This is a genomic window from Streptomyces sp. CBMA152 (assembly GCF_014596475.1).
GTDB lineage: Bacteria > Actinomycetota > Actinomycetes > Streptomycetales > Streptomycetaceae > Streptomyces.
Map to the genome: position 1 here is coordinate 203,851 of NZ_MECJ01000006.1, position 16,378 is coordinate 220,228.

Sequence of the window (16,378 nt, forward strand, 5' to 3'; positions counted from 1 at the left end):
AAGCACTGACTGACTGGAGGGACGTACGACCTGGCCCTCTCAGTACTCCGGCCCCCGTACGGCGTATGTCGTACGGGGGCCGGTGTGTTGTGGCCGGTGCGGTTCTCCGTGTCCTCGTGCGGGCCCGTTGTCAGTGGCGCGTGCGAAGGTGATGAGCATGAGGACGACACCTGACGGACGCCGGATTCCGCCTGCGCACGCCGACGAACGGGCCATGCTGGAGAGCTGGCTGGACTTCCAACGGGCCACGCTCGCGCTGAAGTGCGCGGGGCTCGACGACCGCGAGATACGGCTGCCCGCTGTCGAGCCCTCCCGGATGACGCTGCTCGGCCTGATCCGACACATGGCGGAGGTCGAACGGAACTGGTTCCAGAAGGTGTTCGCCGGCACGGACATACCGTGGCTGTACGGGGACGACAGCGACTCCGGATTCGCCCTCGACCCGGGCCGGGGCATCGACACGGCGCTGGCGGAGTGGCGGGCCGAGGTCGCACGGGGCCGTGAGCTGACGGCGGACGCGTCGCTGGAGGACTCCGGCACCCTGCCGGACCGCGACGCCGCCGTGCTCGGGGACAAGAGTGTCTCGCTGCGCTGGATCCTGATCCATCTCATCGAGGAGTACGCGCGCCACAACGGCCACGCGGATCTGCTCAGGGAGCGCATCGACGGCACGACGGGGGTCTGACGCCGGTCAGGGGCGCGCCCGTGCGGCGCTGTCGGCCGCGAGCGGCAGCCTGGCCTCGAACGCGGCGCCGCCTGCGGGTGCGTCGACGACGGTCAACGTACCGCCGTGCCGCTCGATGACGTCCCGGGCGATGGCCAGGCCGAGCCCGGCACCGCCGTCGTCACGGCTGCGGGCGTCGTCGAGCCGGACGAACCGCTCGAAGACACGCTCGCGGTCGGCGCGGGGCACACCGGCGCCGTCGTCGGAGACCGTCAACACGGCCTGCGCGCCCTCGGTACGCAGGCTCAGCGTGACGGTCCCGGCGGCGTGGCGCTGGGCGTTGTCCAGCAAGTTGCCCAGGACACGGCCGAGTTGACCCCTGTTGCCGTCGACGTCTATCGCGTCGTCGGTGAGGTCGACGGTGGGGGTGATCCGCTCGGAGGGAGCACGTTTGGCGAGTTCTTCACGGACGAGGGAGGTGAGGGAGACACGGGCGGTCGGGGGATGGTCACCCGCGTCCAGGCGGGCGAGCAGAAGCAGATCGGAGGCCAGATCCTGAAGTCGTACGGTGTCCTCCAGGGCGCCGCTGACCAGTTCGCCCCACAACTCGGGGTCGGGGTGGGCCTGGGCGACCTCCAGCTGGGTGCGGAGCACGGTGATCGGGCTGCGCAGCTCGTGCGAGGCGTCGGCGATGAACTGGCGCTGGCGGATCCCGGACGCCTCCAGGCGGTCCAGGGTGGCGTTCATCGTGACGGCGAGCCGGGCGATCTCGTCCTGGCTGCGCGGAACCGGTACGCGTCGGTGCAGCTCGCGGTCGCCGATCGCGGCCACTTCGGCACGGATCGCCTCCACGGGCCGCAGCGCCCAGCCGGTCACCCGCCAGGTGACCAGGGCGACGGTCAGGACGAGCAGTGGTACGACGACGACCAGCGCGACCCCGATGGTCTCGTCCGCCGCGTCGGCCTGCCGCAGCGAGGTGCCCGCGTACACCGTGACCAGCCCGTTCGCGGTGGCGGTGGTGACCTGGACGACGCGCTGGCGGTGCTCTTCGCGCATCCGCCCGCCGTTCCAGGTGCCACGGACGGTGCCGGGCGAGCGGGGCTGGTCGGTGGTCAGGGCGGGGCGCCCCGCGAGGTTGGGACTCGACGCGAGGACCCGCCCCCGGGCGTCGACGACCTGGAGGAAGTCAGCGCCGCGCTCCGGCGCCAGTACGGGGTCGAGTCGGCCTGCGGCGGCCAGCTCGGCGGTGTGCAGGGCCTGGCGTTCGGCACCGGTCTGGGCGTTGCGGATGAGGTTGCGGTCGAGGAGCCCGAGCAGCCCGAAGGAGGCGACCCCGAGCGCCAGCGCCACCACCAGGGACGCGCCCAGAGTGGCCCGGGCGCGGACGGAACGAGGGCGCAGGCGACGGGCGAGCTCGCGCAGCGCCGCGCCCCGGCGCCTGCCGCCTCGCTGCTCAGCCACCGTCGGCCGTCAGTCGGTAGCCCGCGCCACGGACGGTCTCCACCGAGGCCCGGCCGAACGGTGCGTCTATCTTGCGCCGGAGCGCACTGACATGGACCTCGACGACGTTCAGATCACCCTCGTACGCCGTGTCCCAGACCTGGTGCAGGATCTCCCGCTTGGGCACCACCTCACCGGCATGCCGGGCCAGATACACCAGGACGGCGAACTCGCGCGAGGTCAGCCGGGCCTCGGTCCCGCCCCGGGTGCACCGCTGCGCCGCCGGGTCGATCACGAGATCGCCGAACTCCATGATCTGCGGACTGCGCCGCCCGGTGCGCCGCACGAGCGCGCGCAGCCGGGCGACCAGGACGACGTACGAGAACGGCTTGGAGAGGAAGTCGTCCGCGCCCGTGTCGAGCGCCTCCGCCTCGTCGTACTCGCCGTCCTTCGCGGTGAGCATCAAGATCCCCGACTCGCACCCGGCCGCCCGCAGCCGGGCGCAGATCCGGTAGCCGTTGAGGCCCGGCAGCATGATGTCGAGCACGATGGCGTCGTAGTCGTGCTCGCCGGCAAGCCACAGTCCGTGCAGACCGTCGTGGGCGACGTCCACCGAGAACCCCTCGGCGCGCAGCCCACGCTGCAATGCCGCGGCCAGTCGCCGCTCGTCCTCGACCACCAGTACGCGCATGGGTCAAGGTTCTCAGGTCACGGGGCCGCCGACCTGAAGAGTTCCTGAAGATATCTTCAGGTTGCTTCAGCGAAGCTTCAGCATTCGCCTCGCAGCATCTGACGCAGCCGGGCGCAGCGCCCGGCTGCCAGATCGCGAGGAGCAGTCCGATGACTCAGTCCAATCCCCAGCCCTCCGAGGGCCCGGCGGGCCCCGGCGAGGCGGCGGCCGACACGACCGGCAAGGCGGCCCCCCGCCGCGGCCGACTCGTCCGGCTGACCCGGCAGGGGCGCACGCGATGGGTGGTGCTCGGCGTGGTCGTCCTGCTCGCCGCGGGAGGTGCGGCCGCGGTGGCGGAGCACCACCACCATGAGGGTGACCGGGGCGGGTACGCCGCCGAGGGCCGGGGCCACCACGGCGAGCGGGGTGCGGACGGCCGCGCCGGGCAGAAGATGCGCGGTGACGAGCGGCCCGGCGGCGCAGGCGGACAGGGCTGGGGCCGCATGGGCCACGGCCCGGCCGGCGGCGGATTCGGCCAGGCCCCCGCGCCGCTGCCCGCCCTCCCGGCCGCGCAGGCCGTGGACAAGGCGGCGGCCGCTGTCTCCGGCGGCAAGGTCGAGGCGCTGCGGGTCGTGGCCCAGCAGGGCGGCGGCAGCGCCTGGCAGGCGGTGGTCCTCGGCCCCGACGGCGTGCGCCACGCGGTGACCCTTTCGGGCGCCGACGGCACGGTCACCAGCAACACCGTCGTCGGGGGAGCCCCGGCAGCCAAGGGCTGATCAAGGGGCGGGGAGGGGCGTCGGGCGCAAGGCGGCCCGGCGCCCCTCCTCACTATCCCTCCCCGCGATCCGCGCTGTCCGCCGTGAGCCCGGAGACGAACCACTCGGGGTGGTTCTTCCGGAGCTTCGACAGCGCGGGCAGGGTGTCGGTCAGCGTGTTCTGGAGCGGATGCTGATTGCACTCCTCGATCTTCACTTCACGGCCGCCGAAGCGAACGGTCATCGTGATCACCTGATTCGCTCCCACCGCGTCCCCCGCGCCCCAACTTTCCCAGGTGGAGTCGGTGGTGCGGTGTACCTGCTCCACACGGGAGTAAGGGATGCTGAGGGGGATGAAGTGGGTGCGAATGGTGATGCGTGTGTCGGTGAACGCGATCACGCCCGACGTTCGGCCGTACCAGCCCACATTGACGAAGCCGATGAGCTGTTCGTCCCCGTAGATCGCGCACTTGCTCTTGACCTTGTCGATCTGTTTGGCGACCTTGCGTGTTTGGGCTCCGCCCTCCGGCACCAAGGGGATGCCGGAGTCGGCCAGCAGCATGCGCAGGGCGTCGACGAAGGAAGCCGGCTCACAGCGGTGCTGCTCGATATGGGCGTCCACCTGGGCTTTGTCGAAGCCATAACGGTTCTTGCCGGACACCTGGCTGAAGTAGGGCGCCCTCGCTCTCCTCCGGCGACGGGGGTCGGCGACGAGGGCGATCACGTCGAGCCGGTACGCGTCGACCTGTTCGATGTCGTATCCGGCGCCCTTGACCGGGTCGAAGTGGGGACGTCCGGACGGCGTCGTCGGTGACGCCGTGGCCGACGGTTCAGCCGACGTGTTCGCGGACCGCCGTGCCGCGCCGGTCCGGTCGGTGTTGCGTACGAAAGGGAAGTAGGACGCGCTGTCGGTGATCAACCGGTTGGGCGCGGGCAGGCCCGCGTGCCGCAGCCTGGCCGCGAGGTGCGGGTAGATCGTGTCGAGCGTGAGCCAGGGCGACTCGCCGGGCAGTCCGGTCCGTACGAGTTCGAGAAGCTGACCGGTGAACGAGGTCGGCACCGCGCTCTGCTCCGCCAGCGGCGGCACATGGGCCACTTCCAGGTCGGCGGCGGTGAGGGTGTACACACCTCTGGCCGTCACGGCGTTGCCCACCGTGCCCGAGCCGAGGGCTTCGATCGCGCGTCCGGAATAACAGCAGTCCAGGATCACAATCTTGATGCTGGCGGGACTGCTGAGGATCGCGCTCTTCACTCTGCTGTATTCGATGCCGGTCAGATCGGCGTCTTGGGGATCGGTGTCGTGGACGGTGAGGATCAGTTCGCCGGACGAGCTGATGTGGCCGTGGCCGACGTAGTACAGCAGCAGTGTTCCGGTCGTCTGCTGGGCGAGGCGGCGGATCCGGCGGACCGCGTCGACCGCGTTGGGTGGCTGGTCGGACGTGACCTGCGCGGACGGCCACCCGCCGAGGGCGGGGTCGGTGAGCATGGCCTCCATGGCACGCAGGCTGTTCGCGGCGGCGGGAACCGGGAGGATGTCGGGATGCTTGAAGGCGGAGGCCCCGAGCAGCAGGGCGTGGGACCCGTCGAGGCCCGTACGGTGTTCACTCACCAGCACCGCCACCGCCGCGGCCGATGCTGGTCTGGCGTAGCAGCTCCGCGATGATGGGTGCGGCCTGCGCCGCCGCCTCGTCCGTCAAGCCCAGCCGGTACGTGGACCCGTCCGGCAAGGTAATGGTGAACTCCACCGCCGGACGACGGCTCTTCAGCCATGCCGTGAGCGACTGCGCCAGGGCGACGGCGACGCCGCCCGATCCGACGGCGATGCTCACCACGTCCAGTACGCCCGTGGAAAGGTCCTCCGGCCCGGCGGGCTTGTATTCCGGCCGCACCTGGCCCGCCAACTGGCGTTCGGACCGCAGCCACTGGAACAGCGCCACGAGCTCCAGTACGCCCTTGTCGCCGACGGCACTGATCTTGACTTCCATGGAACCCCCCCCACTACCGCATGCCCCTCCGCCGTTCGCCTTCGGCGGGATGCACGACAGTGTCCCAACGGGCGACTCGCCTGTCCCGAATTCGCGGAAGCCGACATGACGTTTGTCATGCGGGGCTGGTGTCCGGAGACACTGATGGGGCGTCAGGGCGAGCCCGTACTGTCAAGGGCATGGAGATCAACAAGAACACCGAGTCCGCACCGTCCACCTCGTCCACCGCTCGCCGTACCGAGTGGAGCCTGTCCCTGCTGGGCGGGATCAAGCGCCGTGGCGCGTTCGAGGCGCGGGAGCGCACGGTGCATGTGGCCGCGGTGGGTGGGGCCAAGCTCGACCACACCGACGCCCAGCTGCCCGCCGGGCCGACCCATCTGGTGAAGGCGGCCGTGGTCGGCGGTGCCGAACTGGCCTACCCCGAGGGCGCGTCCGCCGAGGTCGACGCGTTCTCGGCCTTCGGCGGCGTCGACCTGACGGTGCCCGCCGGGACGACGGTCGAGGTCAGCGGGTTCTCCCTGCTGGGCGCGCGCAGCAGCGGTGTGACGGGGGAGCCGGGCGGTCCGGTGGTGAAGGTGCGTTCGTACTCGCTGGTGGGTGGTGTGAAGGTCCGTCAGGGCGAGTAGGTGTGGCCTGACCGACAACGGGCCCCCGGAAGCAGATTCCGAAGGCCCGCCACTGAATGTAAGAGGGTCTACGGCAGAGTCCACCGCTGGTTGGCACCGCCGTTGCAGTCCCAGATCTCCAACTGCGTTCCGTTGGTCGTGTTGGCGCCCGGGACATCGAGGCAGCGTCCCGACTGCACGCTCACCAGCGAGCCGTTGGACTGCGGAACCCACTGCTGGTTCTGCCCGCCGTTGCAGTCCCACAGCTCGACGAGTGTGCCGTTGAGCGGGCCCTGACCCGTCACGTCGAGGCACTTGCCGTTCGGGCCGCCGAGCCGCAGCATGCCGTTGCCCCACGACCACACCTGCGCGCCGGTGCCGTTGCAGTCCCACAGTTGCACGCGGGTGCCGTTGGCGGTGGAGCCGGTGTTGTCGTCGACGCACTTGCCGGTGAGGCCGGACGCGATCGGGCCGAGGTGCGGCGGCGACGGTGTGCCCGGCGTGAGCGCGAAGTTGTCGAACTGGTCGGTCTGGTAGCCCGTCACACCGAGCCCTGCCTGGCCGCTGGTGAACGAGTAGTCCTTCACACTGCCGAGCGGCGATCCGTCGACGTATGCCGTCAGCGTCGCGTCCTGCATCGTGAACGCCAGCTTGTGCCACGTACGCAGGTTGAGCGCGCTCGCCGTTCCGCTCGCCAGTGTGGTGAAGTGCCACGACGTATCGCTCTTGACGATCGACCAGGCGCCGGTGTCGCTGATGCGGAAGTGATACGCGTTGAGGCCGTTGTTGTTGCGCCCCTGCTGGCCGACCCGGCCGAGCAGTTCCACACTGCCGGACTGCTCCAGCATCGCGTCGGCGGAGACGGTGTAGTTGCCCCACGAGCTGTCGCCCATAAACGTATAAGGCGCGTTGTACGGCTCGTCGGTCCAGCGGATCGGGACGGTCGGGGCCATCTGTCGCAGACAGGTGCCGGCGCGGCCGCCGCAGGCCACGGTCTGGAAGGCGCCGTTCATGTCGGTGAAGTACTTCGGGCTGGTGGTGGCCGCCGGCGTCTCGAAGGAGTCGGAGTAGGGCAGTTTCATCGCTGCGGCGGCCGGGGGAGTGGCCGTGCCCTTGCCCTGACCGGTGGTCGTGGTGAGGGTGTACACGTGCCCCGGTTGAAGGGTGACGGTGTACGTGCCGGACGCCGACGGAGTGACGTCCTGACCACGGACGAAGTAGTCGGCGTTGTTGGCCGAGCTGAGGTCGCTGGACCAGACGTGGACGGTGCCGCCCGACAGCCCACCGGCGACGGTGAACGTCGCGGTCTGGGCGGCGGTGGCGTCCATCGTCTCGATGACGGTGGAGTAGTCGGAGTTGTTCGTCGACTTCAGCGATACGTAACTACCATTGGCGCGGTTGCCGCCGAGGAAGCCGCTGGCCGAGTCGATGTAATGCCAGCCGGGCTGGGCGAACTGGGTGGTGTGCGCGGTGACCCAAGTGGTCTTGCCGATGCTGTAGTTGCCGGACCAGGGTTGCGCGGCGATCGACATACCGTCGGTCGAGAAGTAGAGGTTCGGGTAGAGCGCGGCGATGACCGGCCAGTTGATGTACGAGGTCATCTTGCCGTCGATGTAGTCGCGGTTGATCGCGCGGGCGACGGCCTGGGCGCCACCGTCGGCATCCTCGGAGCCGTTCTCGCTGGCCCAGAGCGGTTTGCCGAGCCCCTGTGCGGTGGGTGTGCTCGGGCAGGACTTGAAGTCACCGAGGTAGCCGCAGGGGTAGTGGACGCCGACGATGTCGACGGCGTTCTTGAACGCGCTGTCGGTCGCCATGGCGTCGGCGACGTCCCAGCCACTGTCGGCAGCAACGACTTTGGTGCCGTAACCCTTGGAGACAAGCGCGGACTTGAGGTTCTTGTACCACCCGGCGTTCCAGTTGCGCTCGTTCCAACCGCCGAGGTAGTCGATGGTGAGATTGTGCTGCTTGGCGCACCCGAACCAGGACATCAGATAGTTGACCATGTCCTGGGACCAGAAGTTCCCACCCCCGATCCACCCCGGCGCGCCCCAGGCCAACCCGTACAGCTTGATGTTGGGGTTACGAGCCTTGGCCTGTTCGGCGAGCCACCACTCGTAACCCTGGTTGCAGTCAACGGAGTTGGCCGTGTGCATATGGCTGGCCTCGGCGCCGTCGGTGGAGTTGGTGTCACCGCCGATCTCGATCTTCAGCACTTGCAGCGAGGCGCCGTATCCGGGTTTGAAGAGGTAGTCGAGCAACTGGCTGCGCTGGGGCTCGGGATAGTCGACGAGGAGTCGGGTGTTGCCTCCGCCACCGCTGATGGCCCCGACACCGTCGAAGGCGAGGCCGGGTTTTGTGCCGTCGATGGTGATGGCGGTGGTGGTCGCGGCGGTCGCGTTCGTCGTGCCTGTCGTGGCGCGGGCGACGGGCGGGCCCCAGCCCATGAGGGCGCCGATCAGAAGCGCGAGGAGGGCGAGGAGGGTTGGTCGCCGCCGTCTGGCTATGGGGGGTGTGGAGATCATGTCGACTCCAAGGAGGGTTGGGTTGACCGTGATCGAGCTGCACTCCTGGGTGGTTGGTTCTCATGGATGCCCATGATCGAGCAACTTTCAACACAGGCAAACAGATTCACTCATGCGTGGGAGATGGTGGGGGAATCTGGGAGCGGTGTCAACGGGTGGGGGCGAATGAGGGGTTCCGGGCGCTGGGGCGGACGCGTGCACGAGCGCGGGGCGGCGGGCCGCCGACGGAGTGGGCGGCCAGTAGCCGGTCCCGAACGCTCCCTCGAAACTCGCGTGCCCACCCGTCGACGGGGCGACGGGTGGGCACGCGGGAAAACCCCTTGGCTCAGGCGGTCTTGACGTTGATCGCGCCGCTGCTCGTGGTCACGTCGAGGTGGTGCGGGCCCGTCGGGTCGTCGTCGATGGCAACCTCCTGGCCGCCGCTGTGGCTCTTCGTGGTCACCCGGTACTTGCCGTCGGGGACGGTCACCGTGACGGCGCCGCTGCTCGCGTGGGCCTGGACGTCCTCGGGCGAGGTCGCGTGGAGGTCGATGGCGCCGCTGGACGACTTGGCCTTGATGGGGCCGCCGTTGAGTCGCTTTCCGGTGATCGCGCCGCTGGACGCGCGTACGTCGACCGCGCCCTTGACGTCGTCCAGGTCGATGGCCCCGGAGGACGTCGACACGGATACCGCGCTCGTGCGGGAGAGTTGGACCGCTCCGCTCGACGTCTCGCCGGTCACCGGGATACCCGCCGGCAGGTCGACCGTGTACGCGACCGAGCAGTCCCCGCCACAGCCGCTCAGCACCAGGACGCCGTTCTCGACGTGGTGCGTCGGCCCGGGGCGGTCACCGTCGTACTCGACGTAACGGTGCAGGTCGACCTTGGTGGCGCCCTCCTTGCCACGCAGGGTGATCGCACCGGATCCGCTGTCCAGGCGCACCGAGGTGATCTTCTCGGACACCGTGGTGTCGTCGTCGAAGTGGTCACGCAGCATGCCGCACGCGCTGAGCCCACCGAGGGCGATTCCGGTCGTCGCGACGGCAGTGAGCAGTCGGAGGCGCGCACGCATGAAGTATTCACCGTTCCTGAGAGTGTGTTGGCGTCCCCTCCTGGGGACGCCCCAACGCTATGCGCGTAGTCGGCCGCCGACCATGGGGTAAACCCCCGGATTCGAGGTGGCATTAGCTACACCTTGAGCCCGGGGGCGGGAAGTTCGATCAATCCTGACGTGGGGTCAGATTCGTGGGCGACCCGTGCACGGTGCTCGGCGCTTGACCTCAAGTTTGGTTCAGCTTCTACCTTCGTGGTCATCGGCAGCAGCCAACCAAGGAGGCATTCCTATGACCACGTCCACGTCCAGCTCCACCTCCGCCGTTCCCGCGCATTACCGCAACGCCGTGATCGCTCACATCATGCTCGACGGTGCCGGCGACGCGATCGACTTCTACGTTGCCGCGTTCGGCGCCGAGGAGTTGTTCCGTCTCGACGGTCCGGATGGGCGGATCCTGCATGCCGAGGTGGGTATTCAGGGGTCCACCATCATGCTCGGTGACGCCGAGGGGCCCGTTTTCAGCGCGCCTACCGCCGTCGGGAGCACCACCGTGGGGTTGCACGTATTCGTCGATGACGTGGATGCGCTCGTGGAGCGGGCCGTCGCGGCCGGAGCCGAGTTGCTGCAACCGCCCACCGACCAGTTCCACGGCGACCGTACGGCCATACTGCGGGACCCGTACGGTCACGTATGGGTCTTCCTCACGCACGTGGAGGACCTGACCCCGGACGAGATCGCGCGTCGGGCGGCGCGGATGCTTTGAGGAGCGTTTCGGCCGCGGTGGTGCGGGCGTAGAGGACGGAGCGGCCGGCTCGGTGGGCGGTGACCAGGCCCGCGTTGCGCAGCGCGGTCAGGTATTGGGACACCCCCGCCGGGGACAGGCCGGTGCGGTGGGCCAGTTGGGTGGTGGAGGCGGGGGTGCCGAGTTCGGCCAGCAGACGGGTTCGTGAGCGGCCGAGTACGGCGGCGAGCGCGTCGGTGTCGGGGGCGGGACTTGAGGTCCACAGCGAGCCGATACCCCGTGCTGGGTAGGCGAGTTGGGGCGGCTCTGGTGGCGCGACCCTGGTGATCAGGCGCGGCCCCGTGAACGCCGAGGGGACCAGCAGCAACCCCGGGCCCGATGTGGTGCGGGACAGGGGTTTGCTCCGGCGGTTCAGATGCAGCGCGCTGCCGTCCCACCGCACCGCGCTGTGCAGGTCGTTGAGTACGTGGCCCGCGCCGTGCTCGGCGACCTGACGGGCCCGGTGGAAGATGTCGGTGTCCAGCACCGCGCGGATACGTGCCCAGTACGGCGCCAGTGCCAACTCCCAGTATTTCTCGATCTCTTGGGTGAGTCTGGCCAGGTGGGTGTGCGGGTCCTGGTGCAGCGACCGCAGTCGGGGGCCGAGGCGTACCTGGTGGTATTCCAGGTGGTCGAGATCCTTGCGGACGCGGTCGACCGGGGCCTCCTGGACAGCCGCCAGCTCCGCGGCCAGTGTCGGTGTCGGGCCTGCGGAGGCCGGGTTGAGGAAGTAAGGGAAGAAACCCGTCGGCGGGATCAACTCCGCCAGCCAGCCCCGGTCAAGACCGGCCGCCGCCACCCGTGGCCGGATCTGCTGGATCCAGGGGCCATGGACCGGGGAGGCGGACGCGTGCGGGGACAGTAGCCGGAAGCTGGTCACCACCTGCCACATCGGCGAGACGGCGAACCGTACTTGCGCCAGATCGTTCGCCGAGAACTCCAGCTCCGCCAGGATGACCACCCTCAACAGGATTCACGTATGTCTGAATCAGTGGCGGCCACTGTAGCCCGTACAGATCATTCCGGCATGACCTCAAGCACCACAAGCGCCTCAAGCCCCGCGATCACCGCCGCCGCATCCGGCACCTGGACCCTCGGCGACCGCGTCGTCCACCGCATCGGCCTCGGCGCGATGCGGCTGCCCCAGCACGGCGAGGCACTGGTGCCCGGAGCCGTCCCGCGCGACCGCGACCAGGCGATCCGGGTGCTGCGCCGCGCGGTCGAGCTCGGGGTGAACCACATCGACACCGCCGCGTTCTACTTCTCCCCGCTGCGGTCCGCCAACGAGCTGATCAACCGGGCGCTCTCCCCGTACCCGGATGACCTCGTCATCGTCACCAAGGTCGGTCCGGGTCGGGACCCCTCGGGCGACTGGCTGCCCCACGCCGACCCTCGTCAACTGCGCGGCCAGGTCGAGGAGAACCTGCGTCAGCTCGGCCGCGACCACCTGGACGTGGTGAACCTGCGCATCGTGGGCACCGATTCGATCGCCGAGCGGTTCGGCGCGCTGGCCGAACTGCGCGATGCCGGGCTCATCCGCCATCTGGGCCTGTCCAACATCCGCCCCCACCACCTCGCCGAGGCCCAGGCCATCGCGCCGGTGGTCTGCGTCCAGAACATGCACGGCATCGGCGCGTCACCCGAGCAGGAAGAGCTCCTGCGGACGTGCGGTGAACAGCGCATCGCGTTCGTACCGTTCTACTCGATCGCCGGTACCGGACGCCAAGCCGGTGCGACCGCCGACGACAGCGACACGGTGCACACCATCGCCCGCGCCCACGGAGTGAGCGCGGCGCAGATCCGGCTGGCCTGGACCCTGCACCGAGGCCCCCACGTCCTGGCCATCCCCGGCACCGGCGACCCCGACCACCTCACCCAGAACGTGGCCGCCGGCACCCTGCGGCTCTCCGGGAGCGAACTCACCGCCCTGGATGGCGTCCCTGTTCCCGCGTAGGCCAGGTGCGGGCACCCCACGCAACCGCCCGGACTCACGCATCCGCCACCGAATCGAACTCCACCTCCTCCCGCCCCACCCCCTGCGCATCCGCGTCCACCGACCTGCGCAGCGCCTCGTGGAGCTTGGCGGGGGTGAGGACGCCCACGAAGTGGGAGCCGTCCAGGACCGCCACCCAGCCCGCGTCGTACTGGAGCATCTCGCTGAACGCCTGCTTGAGAGGGGCGCCGACCGGGACCCAGGCCTCCATGCGGCGGGCCAGGTCGGCGACCGTGCCCGGGGTGCCGGCCAGGGACAGCTCGTCCGTGGAGACCCAGCCGTGGAGTTCGCCGGACGCGTTGAGCACGACCGCCCAGCGTGCCTCGGTCTCGCGCAGGCGCGCGGCCGCGGCCCCGGCGGGCTCGTCCAGGCGGGCGACCGGCGGCTGTTCCAGGTCGGCCTCTTCCACCGTGGTCACGGAGAGCCGCTTCAGGCCCCGGTCGGCGCCCACGAACTGGGCCACGTACGGGGTCGCCGGGGCGCCCAGGACCGCCGCCGGGGTGTCGAACTGTTCGATGCGGCCCTGTCCGTACACCGCCATCCGGTCACCCATCCGTACCGCCTCCTCGATGTCATGGGTGACCAGGAGGACCGTCTTGCGGACCGTCGCCTGAAGGCTCAGGAACTCGTTCTGCAGCCGCTCCCGAACCACCGGGTCCACCGCGCCGAACGGTTCGTCCATCAGGAGGACCGGCGGGTCGGCGGCCAGGGCGCGCGCCACTCCGACCCGCTGGCGCTGACCGCCCGACAGCTGGGCCGGATAGCGGGCGCCGAACGTCTTCGGGTCCAGGCCCACCAGGTCAAGGAGCTCCGCCGCCCGCGCCCGCGCCTTCGCCCGCTTCCAGCCGACGAGAGCGGGGACGGTGGCGGTGTTGTCCAGGACCGTACGGTGCGGGAACAGCCCGACCTGCTGGATGACGTAGCCGATCCGGCGGCGCAGTTTCACCGGGTCGAGCGACGCGATGTCCTCGCCGTCCACCAGGATGCGGCCGGACGTGGGCTCGATCAGACGGTTCACCATCATCATGGTGGTCGTCTTGCCGCAGCCCGAGGGGCCGACGAGGGTGACCAGTTCCCCCTCGCCCACCTCGAAGGACAGGCCGTCGACGGCGCTCGTACCGTCCGGGTACACCTTGCTGACCTGCTCGAACCGGATCATGGACCCACGCTAGGAGGCACGGGGGCCGTACGCACACCGGCCACGGCCGGGTGAGTGCGACCGTGTCGAGGCCCGCCGGGGTCTTTCGGGCTCCGGCGAAGATCGTCCCGCCTCGTAAGCTGCCCTCATGACAGACCAGTTGGAGCAGTTGGAAGAGATGCCCGACGACTGGCAGCGCGCGCTGGCGGTCGTCGCCCACCCGGACGACCTGGAGTACGGCTGCGCCGCGGCGATCGCCGGATGGACCGACGGCGGCCGCGAGGTCACCTATCTGCTCGCCACTCGTGGCGAGGCGGGCATCGACGGCGTCGGGCCCGCCGAGTGCGGGCCGCTGCGCGAGCGGGAGCAGCGGGCGAGCGCGGCCGTGGTCGGTGTCTCGGCGGTCGAGTTCCTGGACCACCAGGACGGCGTGATCGAGTACGGCATCGGGCTGCGCCGGGACATCGCCGCCGCCATCCGCAGGCATCGGCCCGAGCTGGTCATCACCCTCAACCACCGGGACACCTGGGGCGGCGTCACCTGGAACTCGCCCGACCACCGCGCCGTCGGCCGGGCCACGCTCGACGCCGCCGGGGACGCCGGGAACCGCTGGATCTTCCCCGAGCTCGCCGATCAGGGGCTCGATCCGTGGAACGGTGTGCGGTGGGTGGCGGTGGCCGGTTCCGTCTCGCCCACCCACGCCGTCGACGCCACCCCCGGTCTCGAACGCTCGGTGGACTCCCTCATGGAGCACCGCAGCTACATCGAGGGCCTGACGAGCGAGGACCCCGAGACGTACTGCCGCACCTTCCTGACCGGTAACGCCGAGCGTGGGTCGGTCCGGTTCGGCGGCCGCCCGGCGGTCACCTTCGAGCTCTTCCCGCGCTGAGCGGAGGGGCGGGTCCGGGGGTTCCTGCGCGCGACCGTGGGCCGATATTCTGACGGACCGTCAGCACATCGGCCCACGACCATATGCCCCCGTATACGAGACGAGGCGACCGGGAGATGATCGACACCCTGGACCGGGAGATCCGCGACGGCGAGGAGCGGATACGTCTCGACGTCACCGAGCACGGAGTCGGCGTCCTCACCCTCTGCCGCCCCGCCACGCTCAATGGCTGGAGCTGGGAGTCGAGCCGTCAACTCGGCCTGCTGGTCGACCGGATCCGCTTCGACGACACGATCCGGGCCGTACTGCTCCGCGCCGAGGGCCGGGCCTTCTGCGCCGGGATCGACGTCACCGCCCCCGGCGGCGCGATCACCGGCCGCTCCCCGGCCGAACGCACCCACCGCTACTACGAGGGCATCCGCTGGGTGCACGAGCGGTTCGCCGTGTTCGCCCGGCTGCCGCAGCCCGTGATCGCGGCGGTGCAGGGGTACTGCCTCGGCTTCGGCTTCGAGCTGGCGCTGATGGCCGACATCAGGATCGCCGCCGAGGGCGCCGTCTTCGCGCTGCCGGAGGCGCGGCTCGGCGTCGCCGTCGACGCGGGCGGCGATCTGCGTATCGCCCGGGACGCGGGCGCGGGCTGGGCGAAGTTCCTCGCCCTCACCGGCCGCCGCATCGACGCGGCCACCGCCGAGCGACTCAACATCGTCCAACTGGTCGTGCCACATAGCGAGTTGGAGCAGCGGGCGCGCGAGATCGCCGAGCAGATCGCCGACAACGCCCCGCTCGCGGTACGCGCGATCAAACGGAACATCGACGCCTTCGCGGACGCCGGGATGGCCGAGGCCCTGGACCGTACGGCCATGTCCGCCGCACTCACCCTCACCTCCGAGGACGCCCGCGAGGGCTACACCGCCAAGGCGGCCCATCGTCCGCCCACCTTTGACGGCGTATGACATCTCAAGCCTCGAATGGACCTCTGTCCAACTGCTCCCGTACGGTCCGCATCGGCGCCGCCACCACTGTCCGCCGCTGCCAGTTCGCGCCGTCCACCACCAAGGTGTGACTGCTGATGAAACGTGCGTACGGGGAGGCGAGGAAGGTCGCCGCCCAGCCGAGCTCATGGGGCTGGCCGACCCGTAACGCGGGCTGGCGGGCGGCGAGTTCTCCGGATGCCTCGGCCGTGTCGAGTCCGGCGCGGATCGCGTCCGGGAGGTCCGGGTGTGGGAAGAGACCCGGGATGAGACCGTTGACCTGGATGCCATACGGTCCCCACTCCACCGCCAACGTCTCCACCAGATTGCGCACCCCGGCCTTCGCTGCCGCCGAGTGGGCGTGCCCCGGACCGCCGGTCCAGGCGTAGGACGCCCCCACGTTGATCACCGAACCGGGCGTCCCCGCCGCGAGATGGCGGCGGCCGAACTCCCGGGTCATGAACCAGGTCCCGGTCAGCGTGATGTCGACGACCACACGCCAGGCATTGGGGGACAGGTCTTCAGCGGGGGAAGGGAAGTTGGCGGCGGCGTTGTTGACGAGGACGGTCGGCAGGCCGACCGTCCGCTCGGCCTCGTCGAAGGCCTCGCCGATCTGCTCCGGCTGTCGGATGTCGCACACCGCCGTCACCACTTGGCCACCGAGAGCCGCCAGTTCCTCTCGTGCCGCCTTCAGCCGCTCCTGGGTACGCCCCACGATCACCAACTCCGCGCCGAGCCGGGCGAATTCGGCCGAGATCGCCTTGCCGAGGCCGGAGCCGCCGCCGGTGACCAGGACCACGGTCCCGTCGTACGTGCCCGGCGGCAGTGCGCGGGTGCCCGGCGGGGGAGGGGAGGGGAGGCCGGGCAGTGCGGAGTGCGTACTCTCGTCCGTCATGGCGGCATGCCTATCGGGCGAGGGTCGAAAACGCCAT

General features: G+C 70.0%; 16 protein-coding genes. 7 read left to right on the forward strand and 9 right to left on the reverse strand.

Annotated features, from left to right (window positions below):
• Nucleotides 1-157: 157 nt before the first annotated feature.
• On the forward strand, nt 158-685 hold the full coding sequence (locus BG418_RS06575; protein ID WP_188272750.1) for a DinB family protein: 528 nt from the start codon (nt 158-160) through the stop codon (nt 683-685).
• A 6-nt stretch (nt 686-691) separates the two neighbouring features.
• Here the strand turns inward: BG418_RS06575 and BG418_RS06580 are convergent, their stop codons facing one another.
• Together BG418_RS06580 and BG418_RS06585 are read right to left on the reverse strand one after the other, a co-directional pair.
• Nucleotides 692-2,065, reverse strand: a complete 1,374-nt coding sequence (locus BG418_RS06580) for a sensor histidine kinase (protein ID WP_398997819.1) — start codon at nt 2,063-2,065, stop codon at nt 692-694.
• Nucleotides 2,066-2,117: 52 nt separating this feature from the next.
• Nucleotides 2,118-2,795: a response regulator transcription factor gene (locus tag BG418_RS06585; RefSeq protein WP_188272751.1), complete on the reverse strand. Its 678-nt coding sequence runs from the start codon at nt 2,793-2,795 to the stop codon at nt 2,118-2,120.
• A gap of 149 nt (nt 2,796-2,944) precedes the next feature.
• Here BG418_RS06585 and BG418_RS06590 point away from each other — a divergent pair, with 149 nt between their 5' ends.
• Entirely contained in the window at nt 2,945-3,550 is a 606-nt protein-coding gene (locus BG418_RS06590; protein ID WP_188272752.1) for a hypothetical protein, read from the forward strand.
• A gap of 52 nt (nt 3,551-3,602) precedes the next feature.
• On the opposite strand, the gene BG418_RS06595 is transcribed toward BG418_RS06590, so the two are convergent.
• Entirely contained in the window at nt 3,603-5,138 is a 1,536-nt protein-coding gene (locus BG418_RS06595; RefSeq protein ID WP_188272753.1) for a caspase domain-containing protein, read from the reverse strand.
• Nucleotides 5,131-5,514: an effector-associated constant component EACC1 gene (locus tag BG418_RS06600; RefSeq protein WP_188272754.1), complete on the reverse strand. Its 384-nt coding sequence runs from the start codon at nt 5,512-5,514 to the stop codon at nt 5,131-5,133. Before BG418_RS06600 ends, BG418_RS06595 begins: the two co-directional genes overlap by 8 nt.
• Nucleotides 5,515-5,693: 179 nt before the next feature.
• On the opposite strand from BG418_RS06600, the gene BG418_RS06605 reads away from it, so the two are divergent.
• Complete coding sequence (locus BG418_RS06605; RefSeq protein ID WP_188272755.1) at nt 5,694-6,140, forward strand: hypothetical protein; 447 nt, start codon at nt 5,694-5,696, stop codon at nt 6,138-6,140.
• Between the two features lie 68 nt (nt 6,141-6,208).
• Here the strand turns inward: BG418_RS06605 and BG418_RS06610 are convergent, their stop codons facing one another.
• Both BG418_RS06610 and BG418_RS06615 read right to left on the reverse strand, forming a co-directional pair.
• Nucleotides 6,209-8,641, reverse strand: a complete 2,433-nt coding sequence (locus tag BG418_RS06610) for a ricin-type beta-trefoil lectin domain protein (RefSeq protein WP_223184440.1) — start codon at nt 8,639-8,641, stop codon at nt 6,209-6,211.
• A 325-nt stretch (nt 8,642-8,966) separates the two neighbouring features.
• On the reverse strand, nt 8,967-9,692 hold the full coding sequence (locus BG418_RS06615; RefSeq protein WP_188272756.1) for a DUF4097 family beta strand repeat-containing protein: 726 nt from the start codon (nt 9,690-9,692) through the stop codon (nt 8,967-8,969).
• 271 nt (nt 9,693-9,963) lie between these two features.
• On the opposite strand from BG418_RS06615, the gene BG418_RS06620 reads away from it, so the two are divergent.
• Nucleotides 9,964-10,437 (forward strand): VOC family protein, encoded by a 474-nt coding sequence (locus BG418_RS06620; protein ID WP_188272757.1) that lies wholly within the window; start codon nt 9,964-9,966, stop codon nt 10,435-10,437.
• Here the strand turns inward: BG418_RS06620 and BG418_RS06625 are convergent.
• The gene (locus BG418_RS06625) at nt 10,376-11,410 is read right to left on the reverse strand and encodes a DUF5937 family protein (protein WP_317453539.1); all 1,035 of its coding nucleotides are present in this window, start codon (nt 11,408-11,410) and stop codon (nt 10,376-10,378) included. The genes BG418_RS06620 and BG418_RS06625 overlap by 62 nt on opposite strands.
• Before the next feature lie 72 nt (nt 11,411-11,482).
• Here BG418_RS06625 and BG418_RS06630 point away from each other — a divergent pair, with 72 nt between their 5' ends.
• The gene (locus BG418_RS06630) at nt 11,483-12,409 is read left to right on the forward strand and encodes an aldo/keto reductase (protein WP_188272758.1); all 927 of its coding nucleotides are present in this window, start codon (nt 11,483-11,485) and stop codon (nt 12,407-12,409) included.
• 34 nt (nt 12,410-12,443) lie between these two features.
• Here BG418_RS06630 and BG418_RS06635 read toward each other — a convergent pair whose 3' ends face one another.
• Nucleotides 12,444-13,607, reverse strand: coding sequence for an ABC transporter ATP-binding protein (locus BG418_RS06635; RefSeq protein WP_188272759.1), 1,164 nt, complete (start codon nt 13,605-13,607; stop codon nt 12,444-12,446).
• 127 nt (nt 13,608-13,734) lie between these two features.
• Here BG418_RS06635 and BG418_RS06640 point away from each other — a divergent pair, with 127 nt between their 5' ends.
• Both BG418_RS06640 and BG418_RS06645 read left to right on the forward strand, forming a co-directional pair.
• A complete protein-coding gene (locus tag BG418_RS06640; protein WP_188272760.1) occupies nt 13,735-14,475 on the forward strand; it encodes a PIG-L deacetylase family protein in 741 nt (246 codons plus the stop codon).
• A gap of 116 nt (nt 14,476-14,591) precedes the next feature.
• Complete coding sequence (locus BG418_RS06645) at nt 14,592-15,428, forward strand: enoyl-CoA hydratase/isomerase family protein (RefSeq protein WP_188272761.1); 837 nt, start codon at nt 14,592-14,594, stop codon at nt 15,426-15,428.
• Nucleotides 15,429-15,432: 4 nt separating this feature from the next.
• Here BG418_RS06645 and BG418_RS06650 read toward each other — a convergent pair whose 3' ends face one another.
• Nucleotides 15,433-16,341 (reverse strand): SDR family oxidoreductase, encoded by a 909-nt coding sequence (locus BG418_RS06650; RefSeq protein ID WP_188272762.1) that lies wholly within the window; start codon nt 16,339-16,341, stop codon nt 15,433-15,435.
• Nucleotides 16,342-16,378 lie beyond the last annotated feature (37 nt).

Coding starts and splice junctions, on each gene's coding strand:
- BG418_RS06610 (WP_223184440.1), bottom strand. CDS start 8,641: ATGATCTCCACACCCCCCATAGCCAGACGGCGGCGACCAACCCTCCTC.
- BG418_RS06635 (WP_188272759.1), bottom strand. CDS start 13,607: ATGATCCGGTTCGAGCAGGTCAGCAAGGTGTACCCGGACGGTACGAGC.
- BG418_RS06650 (WP_188272762.1), bottom strand. CDS start 16,341: ATGACGGACGAGAGTACGCACTCCGCACTGCCCGGCCTCCCCTCCCCT.
- BG418_RS06630 (WP_188272758.1), top strand. CDS start 11,483: ATGACCTCAAGCACCACAAGCGCCTCAAGCCCCGCGATCACCGCCGCC.
- BG418_RS06575 (WP_188272750.1), top strand. CDS start 158: ATGAGGACGACACCTGACGGACGCCGGATTCCGCCTGCGCACGCCGAC.
- BG418_RS06590 (WP_188272752.1), top strand. CDS start 2,945: ATGACTCAGTCCAATCCCCAGCCCTCCGAGGGCCCGGCGGGCCCCGGC.
- BG418_RS06640 (WP_188272760.1), top strand. CDS start 13,735: ATGACAGACCAGTTGGAGCAGTTGGAAGAGATGCCCGACGACTGGCAG.
- BG418_RS06605 (WP_188272755.1), top strand. CDS start 5,694: ATGGAGATCAACAAGAACACCGAGTCCGCACCGTCCACCTCGTCCACC.
- BG418_RS06600 (WP_188272754.1), bottom strand. CDS start 5,514: ATGGAAGTCAAGATCAGTGCCGTCGGCGACAAGGGCGTACTGGAGCTC.
- BG418_RS06615 (WP_188272756.1), bottom strand. CDS start 9,692: ATGCGTGCGCGCCTCCGACTGCTCACTGCCGTCGCGACGACCGGAATC.
- BG418_RS06585 (WP_188272751.1), bottom strand. CDS start 2,795: ATGCGCGTACTGGTGGTCGAGGACGAGCGGCGACTGGCCGCGGCATTG.
- BG418_RS06620 (WP_188272757.1), top strand. CDS start 9,964: ATGACCACGTCCACGTCCAGCTCCACCTCCGCCGTTCCCGCGCATTAC.
- BG418_RS06645 (WP_188272761.1), top strand. CDS start 14,592: ATGATCGACACCCTGGACCGGGAGATCCGCGACGGCGAGGAGCGGATA.